The 17,760-nt window shown below is 44.3% G+C and carries 16 protein-coding genes and 1 other annotated feature; of the genes, 3 read left to right on the top strand and 13 right to left on the bottom strand.

The features are described 5' to 3' along the window. Positions 1-422: 422 nt before the first annotated feature. Entirely contained in the window at positions 423-1,772 is a 1,350-nt protein-coding gene (locus SY83_RS17195) for an aminotransferase-like domain-containing protein (protein ID WP_068608736.1), read from the bottom strand. A 144-nt stretch (positions 1,773-1,916) separates the two neighbouring features. On the opposite strand from SY83_RS17195, the gene SY83_RS17190 reads away from it, so the two are divergent. After that, on the top strand, positions 1,917-2,585 hold the full coding sequence (locus SY83_RS17190) for a nitroreductase family protein (RefSeq protein WP_068608734.1): 669 nt from the start codon (positions 1,917-1,919) through the stop codon (positions 2,583-2,585). Positions 2,586-2,704: 119 nt separating this feature from the next. Here the strand turns inward: SY83_RS17190 and SY83_RS17185 are convergent, their stop codons facing one another. From SY83_RS17185 to SY83_RS17140, 10 genes are all read right to left on the bottom strand, one after another. Beyond that, positions 2,705-3,070 (bottom strand): DUF4180 domain-containing protein, encoded by a 366-nt coding sequence (locus tag SY83_RS17185; RefSeq protein WP_068608732.1) that lies wholly within the window; start codon positions 3,068-3,070, stop codon positions 2,705-2,707. A gap of 25 nt (positions 3,071-3,095) precedes the next feature. Beyond that, entirely contained in the window at positions 3,096-4,751 is a 1,656-nt protein-coding gene (locus SY83_RS17180) for a 2-isopropylmalate synthase (protein WP_068608730.1), read from the bottom strand. A gap of 77 nt (positions 4,752-4,828) precedes the next feature. Continuing rightward, positions 4,829-5,088, bottom strand: a binding site (T-box leader). Between the two features lie 82 nt (positions 5,089-5,170). Then, the gene (locus SY83_RS17175; protein ID WP_068608728.1) at positions 5,171-6,670 is read right to left on the bottom strand and encodes a malate:quinone oxidoreductase; all 1,500 of its coding nucleotides are present in this window, start codon (positions 6,668-6,670) and stop codon (positions 5,171-5,173) included. Between the two features lie 244 nt (positions 6,671-6,914). Further along, positions 6,915-7,241, bottom strand: a complete 327-nt coding sequence (gene cyoD, locus SY83_RS17170) for a cytochrome o ubiquinol oxidase subunit IV (RefSeq protein WP_197479884.1) — start codon at positions 7,239-7,241, stop codon at positions 6,915-6,917. A gap of 1 nt (position 7,242) precedes the next feature. Next, on the bottom strand, positions 7,243-7,860 hold the full coding sequence (gene cyoC / locus SY83_RS17165; RefSeq protein WP_068608726.1) for a cytochrome o ubiquinol oxidase subunit III: 618 nt from the start codon (positions 7,858-7,860) through the stop codon (positions 7,243-7,245). Further along, positions 7,860-9,830 (bottom strand): cbb3-type cytochrome c oxidase subunit I, encoded by a 1,971-nt coding sequence (locus tag SY83_RS17160; protein WP_068608724.1) that lies wholly within the window; start codon positions 9,828-9,830, stop codon positions 7,860-7,862. The genes cyoC and SY83_RS17160 overlap by 1 nt, the downstream gene beginning before the upstream one ends. Positions 9,831-9,853: 23 nt before the next feature. Then, positions 9,854-10,834: a cytochrome aa3 quinol oxidase subunit II gene (gene qoxA / locus SY83_RS17155; protein ID WP_068608722.1), complete on the bottom strand. Its 981-nt coding sequence runs from the start codon at positions 10,832-10,834 to the stop codon at positions 9,854-9,856. A 191-nt stretch (positions 10,835-11,025) separates the two neighbouring features. After that, positions 11,026-12,051, bottom strand: coding sequence for a Ger(x)C family spore germination protein (locus SY83_RS17150; RefSeq protein ID WP_231891286.1), 1,026 nt, complete (start codon positions 12,049-12,051; stop codon positions 11,026-11,028). A 74-nt stretch (positions 12,052-12,125) separates the two neighbouring features. Further along, positions 12,126-13,229: a GerAB/ArcD/ProY family transporter gene (locus SY83_RS17145; protein WP_068608718.1), complete on the bottom strand. Its 1,104-nt coding sequence runs from the start codon at positions 13,227-13,229 to the stop codon at positions 12,126-12,128. Further along, positions 13,226-14,551 (bottom strand): spore germination protein, encoded by a 1,326-nt coding sequence (locus SY83_RS17140; protein WP_068608716.1) that lies wholly within the window; start codon positions 14,549-14,551, stop codon positions 13,226-13,228. Before SY83_RS17140 ends, SY83_RS17145 begins: the two co-directional genes overlap by 4 nt. Positions 14,552-14,692: 141 nt before the next feature. Here SY83_RS17140 and SY83_RS17135 point away from each other — a divergent pair, with 141 nt between their 5' ends. After that, positions 14,693-15,157, top strand: coding sequence for a hypothetical protein (locus SY83_RS17135; RefSeq protein WP_068608715.1), 465 nt, complete (start codon positions 14,693-14,695; stop codon positions 15,155-15,157). Between the two features lie 55 nt (positions 15,158-15,212). On the opposite strand, the gene SY83_RS17130 is transcribed toward SY83_RS17135, so the two are convergent. Both SY83_RS17130 and SY83_RS17125 read right to left on the bottom strand, forming a co-directional pair. Beyond that, positions 15,213-16,199 (bottom strand): aldo/keto reductase, encoded by a 987-nt coding sequence (locus SY83_RS17130; protein ID WP_068608712.1) that lies wholly within the window; start codon positions 16,197-16,199, stop codon positions 15,213-15,215. 21 nt (positions 16,200-16,220) lie between these two features. Next, positions 16,221-16,676 (bottom strand): GNAT family N-acetyltransferase, encoded by a 456-nt coding sequence (locus SY83_RS17125; protein WP_068608710.1) that lies wholly within the window; start codon positions 16,674-16,676, stop codon positions 16,221-16,223. A gap of 150 nt (positions 16,677-16,826) precedes the next feature. On the opposite strand from SY83_RS17125, the gene SY83_RS17120 reads away from it, so the two are divergent. Beyond that, a complete protein-coding gene (locus tag SY83_RS17120) occupies positions 16,827-17,696 on the top strand; it encodes an AraC family transcriptional regulator (protein WP_068608708.1) in 870 nt (289 codons plus the stop codon). Positions 17,697-17,760: the final 64 nt, after the last annotated feature.

Raw genomic sequence — 17,760 nt, 5'->3', positions numbered from 1 at the left:
AGGCAGAAGCTAGACACGTGGATCAATAATTTGAAAAATGCTTCAGGTCAGACACTTCGTGATGCCGAGGAGAAAATAGAAAAACGGTAGATCAGAATTTTCCTGATCGGCCGCTTTTTTTGTAATCTAATATAAATCAACTAGTAATAGATGCTGCTAGCCGATATGGTATAATCATCCTTAACAGTAGGTGCTCTTGAATCTTCTCACATACCTAAAAAAGAAGTAGGCCGCCCTGGGACAAGGATCGGCGCTACTTCTTATTTAGGGGTACCCATTACCTATCTCAACTAGCCACCGCTCTTAAAGTTTGATTAGGACCACGTTGTTTATTCTATTCATCATATAGTAACTTGCTCGTATTAGCATACATCAGGAATCCACAGCCATGGACCATAGCCGCTTCTACGTTGCGGCTATCATTAAAATGGTGATTTTACTTCCCGCCCTACTTCTTCGATAATCATTCGCACCCCTGCTTCGATTTGCTCCGGCTGTGCCCGTGAAATGCTGATCCTTATAAACTTCTCCCGTTCCATATAACCTGATAAATAAAATTGCTTTCCCGAGACGACAAAGATATTCATTGCTGCAAGCCGCTCTACTAGGCGCTCAAGATTCACCTTCTGAGGCATCTTGAACTGTATGAACACACCGGATTGAACTTCTGATATTTGGAGTAAACCTGCGGCGTTATGCTTCTTCACCGCCTCATTTAAAACGATAATTCGCGCAGCATATTGTTTGGATATTTTACGTTTATGCCGCTCATACATGCCGTTTTGGATGTACACTTCGAGAGCCGCTTGTGACAGTTGCGAGGTATCTGCATATCTCTGGTATTCATAGAACGTCTCTATTACCTTTTCCGGCAATACGGCAACACCAAGCCTAAGTCCCGGGAAAATAATTTTTGAGAAGCTTTTCAAGTAAACAACGTGAGACGTAGCGTTATAAGAGTAAATGGGATCCATGCCTCGTTCTTCTCCTAAATCGGCCATATAATCGTCCTCTACAATGTAAACATTATATTTGCTCGCTAGTCGGGCAATTATTCTCCTGTCATCCGCGCTGTATGAGGTGCCAAGCGGGTTATGGTACCTCGGCATGGTATAGAAGAACTTAATTCCGCCATGTATGAACTTCTCCTCTAATTCACGTAAATCGATACCCGCTGTCGACCTGCTAATCCCACATACCGGAATACCCTCTGCCTCAAGAAAACGTAAATACAAATCATAACTCGGCTGTTCAACCAATATGACCGAATTTCCGTTAGGAAACGGCATTTTTGCCAATATTTCGAGCGCCCTGTTGGCACCCGACGTGATGGTTATCCAATCTACTTTAGCAAACACTTGCTCGCCGGCCAAATGAGAAATGAGTGTATGACGAAGCGTTTCCATTCCCTTCGAATCACCGCAGGTGAAAAGGTCGAATTTGTAAGTGTCTAAGGCTTTGTCCAGGCTGTGCTTGAAATCCAGATACGGAAACACGGACGGATCCGGTGATGTGGAGGCAAAATCTATCCGGTTGCTCTCCGATACGTTTGGCCGGTTCCGCTGCTTTTCCACCACATAATAGCCGCTTTGAGCAATGGAGTAAACAGAGTGGTTGTTCTCCAATTCCGCGTATGCCCGAGTGATCGTACTGACACTACAGCCGTAATGCTTCGCCGCATTTCTTACGGAAGGTAGCTTTTGACCCGAAACAAATTGTCCATGATTCATTTTTTGCTCTAGATCAGAGAGAACTTCCAAATACTTCTTCATTCTGCTCCCCTCCTCACGTTTTATATAGTTCATTATATTATTGTCGTGCAACTGTTACGATACACTTCTGAAAATATGCTATCGATTCAAGACGTAATTTGGCATAAGATGTAAATAATTCACATTCAAAGGAGACGATTGAATATGACAACATCTAGTATCCAAAACGATGCTCTCAAGGTATTCCGTGAACGTCATTCCGTAAGACATTTTGATGCATCTTACAAACTCAGTGAACAAGAAATTAAGGAGTTACTGGAAATCGCTGGCGGTGCTCCTTCATCATGGAATCTTCAACATTGGAAGTTCGTCGCCTTTACCGATGCGGAAGCCAAGGAAAAGCTGCTTCCTATCGCGAGAGGCCAAAAACAAATCGTCGACGCTTCCGTTACCATCGCCATACTCGGGGACTTGGAAGCTAACCGAAATGCCGAATTAGTGTACGGGTCTGTCATCCGAGCCGGGCTTGAAGATACTTATGCAGGCTATAATTCCCACCAAGTCCTGTTGTCTGATATCGAAGAGGCTTATGCGGTAAATGAAACATCCTCCTATCGACGAGACGAAGCGATTCGTAACGCATCGCTTGCAGCGATGCAACTTATGCTCGCCACGAAAGCGAAAGGCCTCGACTCGGGCCCGTTGGTAGGGTTCGAAGCTGACGCCTTCATCAATGCGTTCCATGTCCCGCCGCGTTATATTCCAGTCCTACTCGTAGCCATTGGCAAGGCTGCTAAACCTGCCCGGACTACCTCCCGCTTCCCTGTAGAGCAGACGATCATCTGGAACGGGTTTGAGCCCGATGCCACATGACGTAGCGGCAAAACGCGATTTTCTTAGCTGCGTTCACGCACAAATAACGCAGCCTCTTATAGGCTGCGTTATTTGTGCGACAGAAGCGCAGAGGTCTGCCATAGCTAATTGGAAGTCCATCAAACACTTGACAACTTTTCAATAGCCTGATTCTCATCGGGCAAAAAGAAAATATCCCTGCCCCTGTTGCTCTCATATATAAAGTCTCGAAGACTTTTGCTGGAATAGGTCGTGAAGTCACCAATGACTGCAAGTTTGGTTTGGTAATTTATAAACTTTTGCAATATATCACCAGCCATTCTTGTCTTCAAGTCAAAAAACTCCTCACTAACCAACAACTTAGAAATAATAATGTGATTGCTGTCAACCTCATATCTTACTGTTGCCATAAGGTCTAATGCAGATTGCACATCATATATAATGATTTCGTCACTATGAACAATGGCAACATTTACTCCATTATTGTGTACTGTTGAGATCTTCATAGCACCCTCCGCGTAAAGTTATATTTTAAATCATCTGATTAACAGCACTGAACAGGGCCTTCACAGAAGAAGTCATAATATCTACATCAATACCACAGCCCCAATATACAGTTCCGTCCGCTGATGTAATACCGATATACGAAATCGCTTGGGATTGCGAGCCGGTTTCCAGAGCATGCTCCTTATAGACCAAATCGCTGTACTCAAGCCCGAAATGGGTTTGTAATGCACGGCTGATCGCATCAAGCCGCCCATTCCCATTCCCTGTAATCTCTTGAACTTCATCATTAATCCGTACAGTCACAATGGTTGAAGCATCTTCACGGTCCGCATCCCGATATTTAATTAATTCCACAGGCGTGCCAATATTCACATATTCCTTCGTGAAAATCTCATAGATATCATCCGCCAACAATTCCTTCTGCTGAAGGTCCGAAACGTTCTTCACTCGATAGCCAAAGTTCTCGCGCATCTTCGGCGGCAGATCGAGCCCGTACTTGTGCTGCAGCACGTACCCAATCCCTCCTTTGCCGGACTGACTGTTGATGCGGATAATATCCCCTTCGTACGTTCTGCCGATATCCATAGGATCGATGAGCAGATAAGGGACGGACCAATGCTCCCGTTTCTCCTCTTCGCGCCACTGCATCCCCTTGGCAATCGCATCCTGATGTGAGCCCGAGAAAGCGGTGAATACAAGCTCTCCCCCATACGGATGCCGCTCTCCTACTCTCATACGCGTCAGTCGTTCATAAACCGCAATAATTGCAGGAATATTCTCAAAATTCAACTTAGGATCTACCCCATGCGAGTACATATTCAGGGCCAGCGTCACGATGTCCACATTCCCCGTGCGTTCACCATTCCCGAACAGCGTGCCTTCGATCCGTTGAGCACCTGCAAGTATGCCCAACTCCGCATCGGCTACTCCTGTTCCTCGATCGTTATGCGGATGTACGGACACAATTACATGCTCCCGATACTTCAGGTTCTCACTCATATATTCAATCTGACTGGCATAAATATGCGGCATTGACATGGAGACTGTTGCGGGAAGGTTGATAATAACCGGGTTGTCCGCACGGGGTTCCCACACATCAAGTACGCCATTGCATATATCCAGAGCAAAATCGATCTCTGTCCCCGTAAAGCTCTCCGGTGAATACTGGAACTGGAAGTTCCCTTCTGTTTCCTCAGCACATTGCTTCAACAGGTGGGCTCCGGCCAGAGCAATTTCAATAATTTCTTCCTTGGATTTACGGAATACCTGCTCCCGCTGTGCGACTGAAGTCGAATTGTACAAATGTACAACCGCTTTCTTGGCGCCTTTAAGCGATTCGAACGTTCTGCGAATGATATGTTCTCTCGCTTGGGTCAGGACCTGAATCGTCACATCGTCCGGGATGAGATTCTGCTCAATCAAGGTGCGCAAGAACGTGAACTCGGTTTCCGACGCCGCGGGGAAACCCACCTCAATTTCCTTGAACCCGATCTCCACGAGCATCTGAAAGTATTCCAGCTTCTCCTCCAGATTCATTGGAACAATTAATGCCTGATTCCCGTCGCGAAGATCAACACTGCACCATATCGGCGCCTCTGTAATATATTCCTTCCGAGTCCAGTTTAAGCTTGTTTCCGGCGCCGCAAAATACCCTCTGGCGTATTTATCAACTTGTTTCATAATTCTTCTCCCCTTCATCAGTTCATTGTACCTTTCTTTGGCCCGACGGAACGCAAAAAAGTCTTTCGTCTCTACTAAACAGAGACGAAAGACTGTGAAATCTTACGCGGTACCACTCCGAATTCATGCCTTACACGGCATGCGCTCATAGATACGGGTTAACAAATATACCCTATATCCTCCTGATGATAACGGACAGGCTCCGGCTCCGCCTACAACATTCTTGTTCAGCGAGCAACTCCAAGGCGAGTTCAAATTTTCTCCACCGCTGTTTCACACCATCCAACAGCTCTCTGATTGCTTAGAAAATTTTACTGTTCCTCTTCAACGTCATTAGATTCTTTGTATGTGATTTTATACCTGGAATAACAATCTGTCTATAGTAAATTTAACTTAAAGCAATTCATAGCTCCAAGTCTTTAACTATTAACTAACTGTTTCCCGTTTAAACCCAGCACCTCTGATGTAGAAGTATGAACTTCCCTTAGGAGCTCCGGATTAGCCATTAATGATTTACCTGCAGAGGGAATCATCTGTTTAATTTTAGGTTCCCATTCTTTCATATGTTGCGGGAAGCATTTACTTAGAACCTCCAGCATCACGTGCACTGCCGTAGAAGCGCCTGGAGAAGCCCCCAGCAATGCTGCAATGGAGCCGTCAGCAGATGTAATTACTTCGGTACCAAACTGCAGTGTGCCTTTGCCGCCGGCTTCCGTATCTTTGATCACTTGCACACGTTGGCCCGCAACTACTAATTCCCAATCCTCGCTCTTGGCATTCGGGATAAACTCTCTTAACTCTTCCATGCGCTTTTCTTTGGATAACATGACTTGTTCAATCAGGTATTTGGTTAAAGACATGTTCTTAACACCCGCTGACAACATCGTCACAAGATTATGAGGTTTTATGGAAGTGACCAAATCAAATAAGGATCCGGTTTTTAGAAACTTTGGCGAGAATCCGGCAAAAGGTCCGAATAGCAATGATTTCTGATTATCTATAAATCTTGTATCCAGATGGGGAACCGACATAGGCGGAGCTCCGACCTTAGCTTTACCATATACTTTGGCATGATGCTGGGCTATTACATCCGGATTCGTACAAGACATGAACAGTCCGCTTACCGGAAATCCACCAATATGTTTTTCTTCAGGGATCCCGGATTTTTGCAGTAAATGCAGACTTGCTCCTCCCGCTCCGATGAAGACAAATTTAGCTGTATGGTGTTCCATGTGACCGCTTTCGTTTCGAACTTTCAATTCCCACAACCCGTCGCTGGTACGTCTCATCGTATCCACTCTATGGTTGTAGTTCATATTAACTTGCTTACTCTTCAGGTGGTCAAATAAAATACGTGTTAAAGCACCAAAGTTCACATCCGTACCCGAATCAATCTTGGTTGCCGCTATAGGTTCATCCGATGGACGCCCTTGCATAATAAGCGGAATCCATTCCATCAGTTTCTGGGGATCATCTGAAAATTCCATCCCTTGAAACAGAGGATTCTTCATCATCGCTTCAAACCGTTTTCTCAAAAAGGTTATATTGTTGTTCCCTTGTACCAAACTCATATGAGGCAACGGCATGATAAAATCCTGCGGATTGCGAATCAGGTTACTCTTGACCAGATAAGACCAAAACTGCATCGAAAGGTGAAACTGTTCATTAATTTGAATAGCTTTGCTAATATCTATAGAGCCGTCTGGTTGTTCGACCGTGTAATTAAGCTCGCACAGCGCGGCATGCCCTGTTCCCGCATTGTTCCATTCGTTAGAGCTTTCTTCTCCTGCCGTATCAAGCTTCTCAAACACTGTAATTTTCCATTCTGGTACTAACTCTTTCAAAATTGTCCCTAGTGTAGCGCTCATAATTCCCGCACCAATTAAAATAACGTCTGTTTTCTTTTCACCGCTGCTCATGTTTACCATCCTTATACCCTGAAATTTGCAAATAGGATGTAGGCGCTCTTGCTTAGGCTTTAATACCAAGACAAGGCGTGACCTAGTCACACACCTTTACTGTTTCAATTATAACTAACCTATAATGAATTACAATTATTTATAGATTAAAATATCTACTATTCCCGATAATTATAATCTATTGATACAGCTAGTTTACAAAAAAAGCTTGCCGCAAATAAGCGACAAGCTACGTTAATTTAGATTAATGATGCATGACCCCGTTGTAGAGTAGAATCCACATCGATCCGCCAACAATGGTGACTAGAATGATTAATCCGAATATTAATGTCATTAAATTGTATCTGGGCTTCTTCTCTTCCCGTAGATGCATGAAGAAGATCAGTTGAACGATAAATTGCAAGGCACCCATACCGATCAGCACTACGATCGCCGCTGCTCCCTCAAGAAGATCATTCAATACGATGATAAGCGGAATTATGGTTAATATAATGGACAAGGCAAAGCCGATCACATATTGTTTCAGGGTTCCATGCCCTTGACCATGTTCTGAATGCTGCTGGTCCATCATGTTACATCACCCCCATCAGGTAAACGATGGTGAATACGAAAATCCAGACCACGTCCAAGAAGTGCCAATATAAGCTTACAATATTCACTTTTCGGATCGTTACCGGATTGATGCCATACTTCTTGATTTGAAACATCAGCGCTACCATCCACACTAAACCAATGGACACGTGAAGACCATGCGTTCCCACCAGCGTAAAGAAAGCGGACCAGAATGCGCTGGTTCCGATCGTTGCCCCTTCATGAACCAAGGTCATAAACTCTGTAACTTCGAGTGTTATGAACGTTGCACCGAGAAGCGCTGTAACGATTAACCAATTAATTAGCGCATTCTTCTTCCCTTGATGCATCGCAAGCACGGCCAAACCGCTTGTGAAGCTGCTTGTTAGCAGAACGAACGTGGAGATAATAATCCCGTTGAGCTCAAACAGCTCTGTTCCGGGTCCTCCATTGGTGCTGCCGCTCAATACAATATAGGTTGCGAACAATACGGAGAACAGGATAACGTCGGTCATCAGGAAAATCCAGAAACCGAATTGACGAAGTTCTTCCTGATCATGATGGCCGTCATGTCCATGTTGGTGCTCATTCATCATCTCATGGTTCAATGAATTTGCCATCACATCGTCCCCCTTAAAGTTGCTTCTGTGTGTTTAACTGTCTCAGCAGGGATATAATATTCATTATCGTACGTAAACGAATGAATTAACATACATGCGGCAATACCAATCAATCCTGGAATTGCCATCCAATACCATCCCCAAATGAATCCGAAGCCGGTCACAAACCAACAAACCGATTTAATGAACGGGATGCCCGATTTACCCGGCATATGAATAGGTTCGATCGGTTGCTCAGTTACAGTAACAATACCCTCTGCGCGGCGTTTCTTTTCTTCCCACCATGCGTCTTGCTCATCGGCTTGAGGGATTACAGCAAAGTTGTACTCAGGTGCAGGTGACGGAATCGACCATTCCAGGGTTCTGCCGTTCCATGGATCACCTGTAGTATCCTTTTGCATAAATCTCACACTGTGAGCGATCTGCCATACTTGGAATATGAATCCTAGACCCATCATGAATCCGCCAATCGTGGATGTAAGGTTAAGTTCGTACCATCCCTTATCCCAGCCAAATGTGCTTGTTCTGCGAGTCATGCCGTCTAATCCTAAGAAGTATTGAGGCATAAAGCATACATAGAAACCGATGTTCCATGTCCAGAATGCCCACTTACCTAATTTCTCATTGAGCGTAAATCCGAACACTTTAGGCCACCAATAGTACAACCCTGCGAAGAATCCAAACGCGACCCCTCCGATTAATACCTGGTGGAAATGGGCAATCAAGAAGTAACTGTTATGGAACTGGAAGTCGGCAGGTGCTACGGAAAGCATCACGCCTGTTAGACCGCCAACAACAAAGCACGGAATAAATCCAAGAGTCCACAACATCGGCGTCTGGAAGGTTATTCGACCACGGAACATGGTGAACAGCCAGTTAAATACTTTAACGCCTGTCGGTATGGCTATGATCATCGTTGTGACTGCAAAAAATGCTATGACATTGGCATCCGTACCCATCGTGAAGAAGTGATGAGCCCACGTAAAGAAGGAAGTGATACTAATCGTCATGAGCGCAAATACCATGGATTTGTAACCGAACAATTTCTTCTTAGAGAACGTTGAAACGATTTCCGAGAAAATACCGAAGGCAGGCAAGATAACGATATAAACCTCCGGATGACCCCACATCCATATTAAGTTAATGTACATCATCGGGTTCCCGCCACCGTCAAGGGTAAAGAAGTGAGCGCCGAACGTTCGATCCAACATCAGCAGGGCAAGAGTTACGGTCAAAATAGGGAAAGCAAAGATGATCGTAACGCTGCTTGCCAGTACAGACCATACAAACATAGGCATTTTCATCAACTTCATGCCAGGTGCACGCATTTTTAAGATGGTTACAATAAAGTTAATACCCGTCATTAAGGAACCTATACCTGAAATCTGGATCCCCCAGTTATAGAAATCTTGTCCTACACTCGGGCTAAACACTTTCTCGGAAAGCGGCGGATAAGCAAGCCACCCCGCATCCGGAGAACCTCCAATGACAAAGGATAAGTTAAAGAGCATAGCTCCCATTAAGAATAACCAGAAGCTTAGGGAGTTCAAGAACGGAAACGCGACATCCCTCGCTCCGATCTGTAAAGGTACAACTAGATTAAATAAACCGAACATTAAAGGCATGGCCATGAAGAGAATCATGATAACACCGTGAGTCGTAAAAATTTGATTATAATGTTCAGGCGTCAGGAATTCCATATTGGGCAGAGCGAGTTGAGTTCTCATTAATAAAGCGTCGACGCCGCCCCGGAACAACATTAGTAAAGCTGCGATTACATACATAATCCCGATTCGTTTATGATCAACGGTTGTGATCCACTCGCGCCATAGCCAACCCCATTTTTTGAAATAGGTTAGTGTAGCGACCAGAGCGATCATGGTAAATCCAATACTGACCATCGCGCCGTAAATCAGCGGATCACCCGTCACAAAAAATTCAGAAGCGAATTTCTTAATCGATTCTAGCATGTTCGTATTCCCCCTTTCCTTCGTCAGTGATGCCCATGATGGGCAGGCATATCTTCAAGTTGTTGATCCATGTTCTCGTGATCTTCTTTGTTCATCTTGTGGTCGTGTGAAGGTTTAGAATTTGGTTCCTTGTACGATAATTCATGGTTATAGTGAGCAGAATACTTTGTAACAATTTTCTCATACAATTTGTTAGGGAAAGCCGAATACAGAAGTGGGTCTTCCACACTCTTTTGTGACAATTTCTTGTATCCATCAATTGTTAATACCGGAGAGTCCAATTTCACCTTGTTGACCCAAGCATCAAAATCCGCTTGTGAGGTTGCTTTAGTATTAAATGTCATCTTACCGAAATGTTCACCGCTGAAATTCGCGCCTGAGCTCAAGTACTCTCCTATTTCATCGGCTTGCAAATAAAGCGTGCTGGACATGCCGGACATCGCGTAGAGTTGACCGCCAAGCTGCGGAATCCAGAATGAATTCATAGGCGCATCCGCCGTAAGCTCGAACCGAATCGGAACATCTTCCGGAATTTGCAAATAGTTTACCGTCGCAATGCCCTGATCCGGATAAGTAAACAGCCACTTCCAATCCAACGCTGTCGCTTGAATGGTAATCGCCTTTTTCTCTGAAGCAATCGGTTTGGCCGGAACGAGATCGTAGGTGTATTTCACAGTAACCGTTCCGAGTACGATGATAATCAAGATGGGAATCCCCCACCAGATCGTTTCCAGCTTCGTACTGTGCTCCCAGTCAGGATGATAAGGAGCCTTGTTATCTGCTTTATCTCTGTATCTCCATATGATAAATGCGGTTAATCCTAATACCGGAATAAGGACGGCAATACATATTGCAATCGTAAACCAGATTAAATCCCTTTGCTGATCTCCAATGGGCCCTTTAGGGTCCAAGACGATGGGATTGGTACAGCCTGTCATGAACACAATAAATACAATCCATGTCGTAAGGAAGGCAAGTTGTTTGTACCATTTCCTGTGTTTCATAATCCTTTCCACTCCTGTCCCTGATACCTTGGTAATACTAAGTACTCATAAAATATCATAATTTGAACAGTGAAAGTGGCGTGTTAACAAATGCGACAAACAATCGTCTAAAATCCGTAACGAATTTGTTCACGATTTAGACGATAAAAAAGCCAATGCACGAATCCGTACATTGACTGCCTCCACACTATTTAATTCAGAAGACCGTGATTTTCAATTTTGACTTCAATATGAGGTACCATTTTAATGTGCGGATATTGTTCATTCCAGTTCATTTTTTTCCAAAGGTTATCATTCATTCCCTTAATCCGTTGACCGATTCCTAACCCGTCGCAATTCGCCTGCTGAAGCTGGCTCAGCATTTCTTCCGCACGTTTCGTCAGCAATTGTTCCAATTGCCGCTCCATTTCATCCGTATCAGACTTCTTGATGCGAACGCCTGAAGGATTATCAATCAACTCACAGGTGATACTCGTGTACAGATCTGCTTGAATACGTCCTTTCGTATTGAGCTTAATGTGATGCCCGCTCGTCCTGAACATAAATGTATTATAAGTGTCCTTGGCTCCTATCTTTTCTGTTAATGAACCGTACGTTTTTGTGTTCATGAACATAACGAACATTTTGGAATATACATTATTTAAATGTCCCGTCATCTTCGCGTCATGGAATAAAGCAACCCCGTCCACCATAGCACGGTCTTTCAAACTGGATTTCCGGATATAAGGTAACACATTGTCAATTCCGGTAGTAGCCATAACGGGCATGATTAAATAAGGCGCACTATTGGGAATCAACCCTTGTTCTTCGGAGCTGATTAACAAGTCATACAAATACTCGCTGATTAAAGAACGGTCTTCAACCTGGAGTTGGACAATATCTTGTGCGGATGAATCGGTAACAGCAATATAAACATTTACGGGGTAATGAGCTTCGCGATAGAAGAAATCCAACCCCTCATATAAGTTATGTTCGGCAAACTTACGGTTCACAAGTAGAATTCGAGTTTCCCGAAGATCCATATGCTGAGAAACGACTTTTTGCAAATTCATACTGGCTTCCTGGACGCTGTGACCTTCTCCGCTGAGTTTCGGTATTACCACGCTTCCTTGTGATTCAACGGAAGATTTGACTGTGGGGATGGAAACCGTAAGACGAATGTGGTTGTGAGTAATCAAATCAACACCCGCGGTATGAACCATACGAATATCCTTCATTTCCCTCTGATCCCAGCAACCGCACAGACACAGCAATAACAGTAAAAGAAAGCTCCTTCCTCCAAAGAATTTGATCATGATTTTCTTATTCCTTTCATTCCGATGAGTTTAATCATGAACAAGATGATGATCAAAATAACCAAAGACACGGCTGTTAACGTTTGATCAATGTATTGCTGAATAAAACTCAACATGTCCACGTCAACCTCATAAAGACTTGCGATAAACAATATCCCCCCGCAACAGACTACGATGCCCATGGGCGCCTCTTCCTTCTTCTTAAACATAGCCGCGATGGACGAGACAAAGAGAATAAAGTAGGAGCAGAAGGATGACATTACAAACAAGATCCAGACGGAAATGATAATGAGATCTATCCGCTCAATAATATCGAAGGAAATAGCCTTCATCTGATACAAAAGCGGTTCACGAATATAGGTGATCATCTCTGTACCGAAGACAATCATGGAGGCGAATACGCAAAACGTGTACAGCACCGCTGTCGTTCCGTTGCTCAACATGGCTATCCGAAGTACTTTCTTAGCGCCTAAATGCTGTACATATCGTGGGAGCACTAACATGATTTCAATGCCGGCCAATGCCCAGAGCACCAAGAAAGATCCATGCAATAGATTCAAAGGACTTGCATCCAGTATGGGTAATACATTATAAATGTTGGAATCCTTCATCGTATAGATGGCAAAAATGATAAACAAAGGCGTGAAGAACGTTGCAAACACCGCAAACCTGGCGTACACGCTAATGGGCTTGATCGTTAAATAAGTACACAGCGCAATAAATATAAAGCCTAACATCCATGCGGGTGTCCTTTCGTATGCCCATGCGTTTGTGGTGAAAATCCAGTTTGTTAGGATGATATAAGCGAATATGCCATAGAGTACGGACAATATGAATAACAGGAACCGTCCTCCTATATTCCCAAACCGCTGCATTATCATTTGAAAAACGTTAGATTGAGGAGCTTTGGTAACCAATAGCCAGATGAAGTAAATGAAGACCATATTGATGCCCCCGCCGATTAGACAGGCCATCCATGCGCTTGTTCCCGACGTATCATTTAATTGATTGGCGATGGAAAGGATCGAGGAACCGAATTGAGCTTGCAAAAAAATACAATACAACTGAAATGAACCAATTTTAATAATGGGTTTATTCATTTGGCATTACTCCTTATGGGTAAGCAATACGGAATACCAAATGGTTCTAGTGTAAAGAAATGAATTAATACACCAGCCGTCACAAAAACAATTCCATAAAAACCTAACAGGGAAGCGCCAAGCAATAACATTAGCTGTACCATTAAGGCAAAAATCCGCATTTGATAGGTAGGGATAATGAAAGAGCCAATCATGGAGATGGCGATGATAACGATAAATACATTTGATACGAAACCAACCTTCACAAGCGATTCACTAATGATAATCCCACCCGCCACACCTACCATCTGGGCTAATTGCGAAGGTAATCGAATGGTTGCTTCAGCAATGAGTTGAAAGACAATAATCATAATAATCGCTTCAATAATTGGCGGATACGGCACATTCTCCAGAGAACTCTTAATATTAATCGTCATCTTGGCCGGAAGCACTTCGTGATGAAACATCGTTGTAGCAATGTACAAACTGCAAGCGTATAAGCTAAGCATCAAACCGATCATTCTTAAAAAATGCAGCAGTTGGGAAATTTGAGGTCCTAACAATAAAGAATCAATAGTTCGCATAAACGTGTAAAATGAAGCGGGAACAATCAAGCATGTGGAACTTTGATCCGTCAAGATAGCTACACGTCCTTGCATGAGCAAGGTTGAGGTTGTATCCACCCGCTCCGTGCTGTAAACTAGCGGGAAGATGGAACGCCTTGCAACAAGTTGGCGTTGAAGCTTGCCCGGATGCACTTCCATGGAAGATTGAAAATCGGAGAGGCGTTCAATGGTTTCATGGACTACGGATTCCTCCGCGACGCCTTCCAACCAGATAATCGCAACCTTATGACTTTTATGTTTTCCGACGGTTAAATAACGGACTTTAACAAAGCTGGAAGAAGCCCGGTTTCTGATCAGATTCAAATTAACTGATAAATGCTCTACAAAACCGGCGCGCTCACCTACAATGGAACGTTCGTTAACCGGCTCTTGAATCGAACGTACGTTGGACTGTTCCGCGTTAAATGCGTATAATTCCTCCGAATTTACAAACCCGATTAACCCTTTGCCTTGAAGAAGTGATTTAACCGCATCCTGGACGTCATTTATTTTTTGGACGCTAGCTGCCGTTAACAAATCATCGATGTTAAATTCCCGCTCTGCTCTAGATCTGGCAAGAAACCATTGTTTAAACACACTAGTTTCCAGTTTCGCCGCATCACAGAGTGTTTCAATATATATCAAGTTCGCCGTTTCCCCATCCAACATAAAGGGTCTGACTTTTAAATCTTCACTATGAAATAACTCCTGCTTGATTTGTTCCAGTCGCTTTTGCATATCCGCACCGCCATTCATATCATTTTCTAATGATGCCCATTTCGGTTGTTTTTATGATTCCTGCAAAATTAAACTAAACTACTAGTACAAGATGTTCTCGGAACACATACAATGCTAGTAACAATACGGAGGTGATATGAAATGGCTATTCAGTTTTTAGACGAACGGATATCAGTTCAAAATGATACCAGTTCCGGAACCCTGGTTTTACCGACCCCCGCTCCCTTGCTCCTAGGCGATATTGGCTTACAGGTGCTTGCGGCGATTCCAACTGGCAATGCGGCGGATGTAAGGGTGGCCCTAAACGGAATCGTTGGACTATCAACAGATATCGGTGTCATAGATACAGTGACCTTAACCGTTGAGCGGAATAGCACGGGTGAGGCTGGAACGGGTGTTACGGTATTAACTGAAATCTTCGTTACAACGGGTATCGCCGCTTTTCCTCCGCTGAGCGTCAGTGCGGGCGATTTCCCTCCAGAGAGCGATGTATTGAACGGGGAAATCCGCTATTCATTATTTATAGTTGTAGAAGGTGAAGGAAGTCTTATACTCACGGGCCCCGTCGTTTTTAATGGATCTGCATCAGCCGGGACAACGGGATAAAAAAAACCAACAAAACCTCTTTAGCGAGGATTTTGTTGGTTCTTTTCTTCGGGATTTAAATGGGCCGGGCAAATTTGTCGATGAACCGATTCGGGTACTCGGAAGGAAGCGCGCTTACTTCGTCCAGCTGATTCCAGACTTCGGCAGGCATCGTCCATCCGATAGCCCCCATATTATCCGCAAACTGCTCGAGCGTGCTGGCTCCAAATATCGGGGATGTTACTCCCTTCTTCTGTAGAAGCCATGCAAGCGCAATCTGTGCCGGTGATTTGTCCAATTCCTTGGCGGCAGCACGAACCGCGTCCAATATGGCGAAATTTCGTTCTGTGCCTCTTAACGCCCAAGAGCTCTCACCCGCCTTGGATGTTAAGCGCCCGGACGCAGGTTCTTCTCTAGTGTAGCGCCCGGTAAGAAACCCTCCTCCGAGCGGAGCCCAAGGGATAACCCCAACGTTCTCTTCGAGACACAAGGACATCACTTCCCGATCCATTTCCCTGCTTACAAGACTGTATTGAGGTTGAATGGAAATAAAACGCACGTAACGGTTAGCATCGCTGCAAGCCAAGGATTTCATCAGCTGCCAAGCCAAGAAATTGGAACATCCGATATATCGTACTTTGCCCGAAGTAACCAGATCATCCAGTGCGCGGAGCGTCTCCTCGATCGGAGTCAGATGGTCCCACACATGCACCTGATATAAGTCAATGTAATCCGTCTGTAGACGCCGCAAGCTTTCTTCTACGCTTTGCATAATATGTTTACGGGAGATCCCCGCTCCATTGGGATGATCGGAAGTTGTCATCCTTACCTTCGTGGCCAGGACCACCTCGGACCGATAGTCCTTGATCGCTTGTCCGACAATTTCTTCTGAACGCCCGGACACATATACATTGGCGGTATCGAGAAAGTTACCGCCCTGCTCCCTAAACTGATGGATCATCCGTGTCGAATCCTGCACATTGGTCGTATTTCCAAATGTCATCGTCCCCAGACACAACTCCGAGACGGCAAGCCCGCTGCGTCCTAACATTCTGATCTGCATTCTCTTATCTCCTCTCGTATATCAGATTTCTTTGGTCATAAAAACACTGTAAGGGTCCTCAGTATAGTCTGCAAACGGTCCGCATTCTTCAAACCCGAATCTAGCATATAATCTTCTGGCGGGATCGAAAGCTTCCATGGAACCCGTTTCCAAACTAAGCCGAGTATATCCGCGTTGTTTAGCTTGATCTATGATGTGTTCGAGGAGTTTCGAGGCTATCCCTTTTTTCAAATGTGATGTGGAGGTTTTCATCGATTTCAATTCGCCATGCCGAGGATCCAATTCCTTAAGCGCCCCGCAGCCGATGAGTTCATCCCGTTCCCATACACTCCAGAACGTGATTTCCGGTCGTCTCAGCTTCTCGAGGTCCAGGGCATGTATGCTTTCCGGAGGTGAGTGCAATGTCATACTATGTAGGTGTTCACTTAATAACTGAGCCACTTCCGGACCTGTCAAATCATCAATTCTAATCTCCAAAATAAACACATCCTCCTCAAGACGATTATTTATATTCATTTATACTCGGGGCAATTATACCATAATCACATTTTTTCGTCCGTTTAATGAGTGATGCAGGAATGTTACAATAGTAAAATAAGAGGTAATGCCTACTAATAAGGGGGCCGTATGCAATCACGACAACACACGGAACATGTTCAATCTCCAAGCAAATTCGCACGCGCTAATCTGTACTATACGCTCATTGGCGGGTTTATGCAGGCTGCGCCTACATTCTATTTTGAACGTGAACATTATCCGGCCTTTGAAGCTATTTATGTAACCTCAGGCAAAGGCTCGTTTCGGTATCAGGAAGAGTGGTTCACATTAGAAGCGGGTGACACTTTGCTCTATGATATGCGGCAACCTCATGTTTACAAGGCTGATCCAGACGAACCTTATGAAATGATGTTTGTCGTGTTCTCTGGTCAGGAATTAGACCGACTATGGCATGCTTGGTTCGAGAAACCTTGTTTCGTATTGCGGGGTACAACGGGTATGGAAGAAGATTATAAGCACACCCTTGAGGACATTCTTGATCTCATGGCTCTCCATGAACCCGGCCTGGAACCCTACCTTTCAATGAAACTCTATCAGATGTTAACAGAGGTGTTCTTGAAGAGCCGATCACATGCGCTGGGTCCCCATGTATTGAAACCTGCAACTCTCGAACATGGACGGCAATACTTAGAGCAACATTTCTCTGCAGAAGCAGATATTCACAAGGCCGCAAAGGTCGCCGGGCTTAGCTACTACCATTTTATTCGGCAATTTAAACGCTATTACGGAAATTCTCCGAAGGAGTATGTACTAGGTTTACGGATTGACCAGGCCAAACATCTGTTACTGCATACCGATATGCCCGTTACGGAGATGGTTGAGGCCGTAGGCTTCGGCAGTTATAATGCTTTCTTGTCCGCCTTTCTCAGCAGAGAAGAATGCTCGCCCAGCGTATTTCGAAAAACATGGCAAAGAAACCAGCAAGATAGATATACATAGCAATTTACAGTGTATTTCACGCAATAAACCATATATCATATCAGCAGTTTTACGTTTAAAATGT

Source organism: Paenibacillus swuensis (assembly GCF_001644605.1).
Lineage (GTDB): Bacteria > Bacillota > Bacilli > Paenibacillales > DY6 > Paenibacillus_N > Paenibacillus_N swuensis.
The sequence above is the reverse complement of the archived record's forward strand: the minus strand, read 5'-3'. Positions and strand labels throughout refer to the sequence as shown.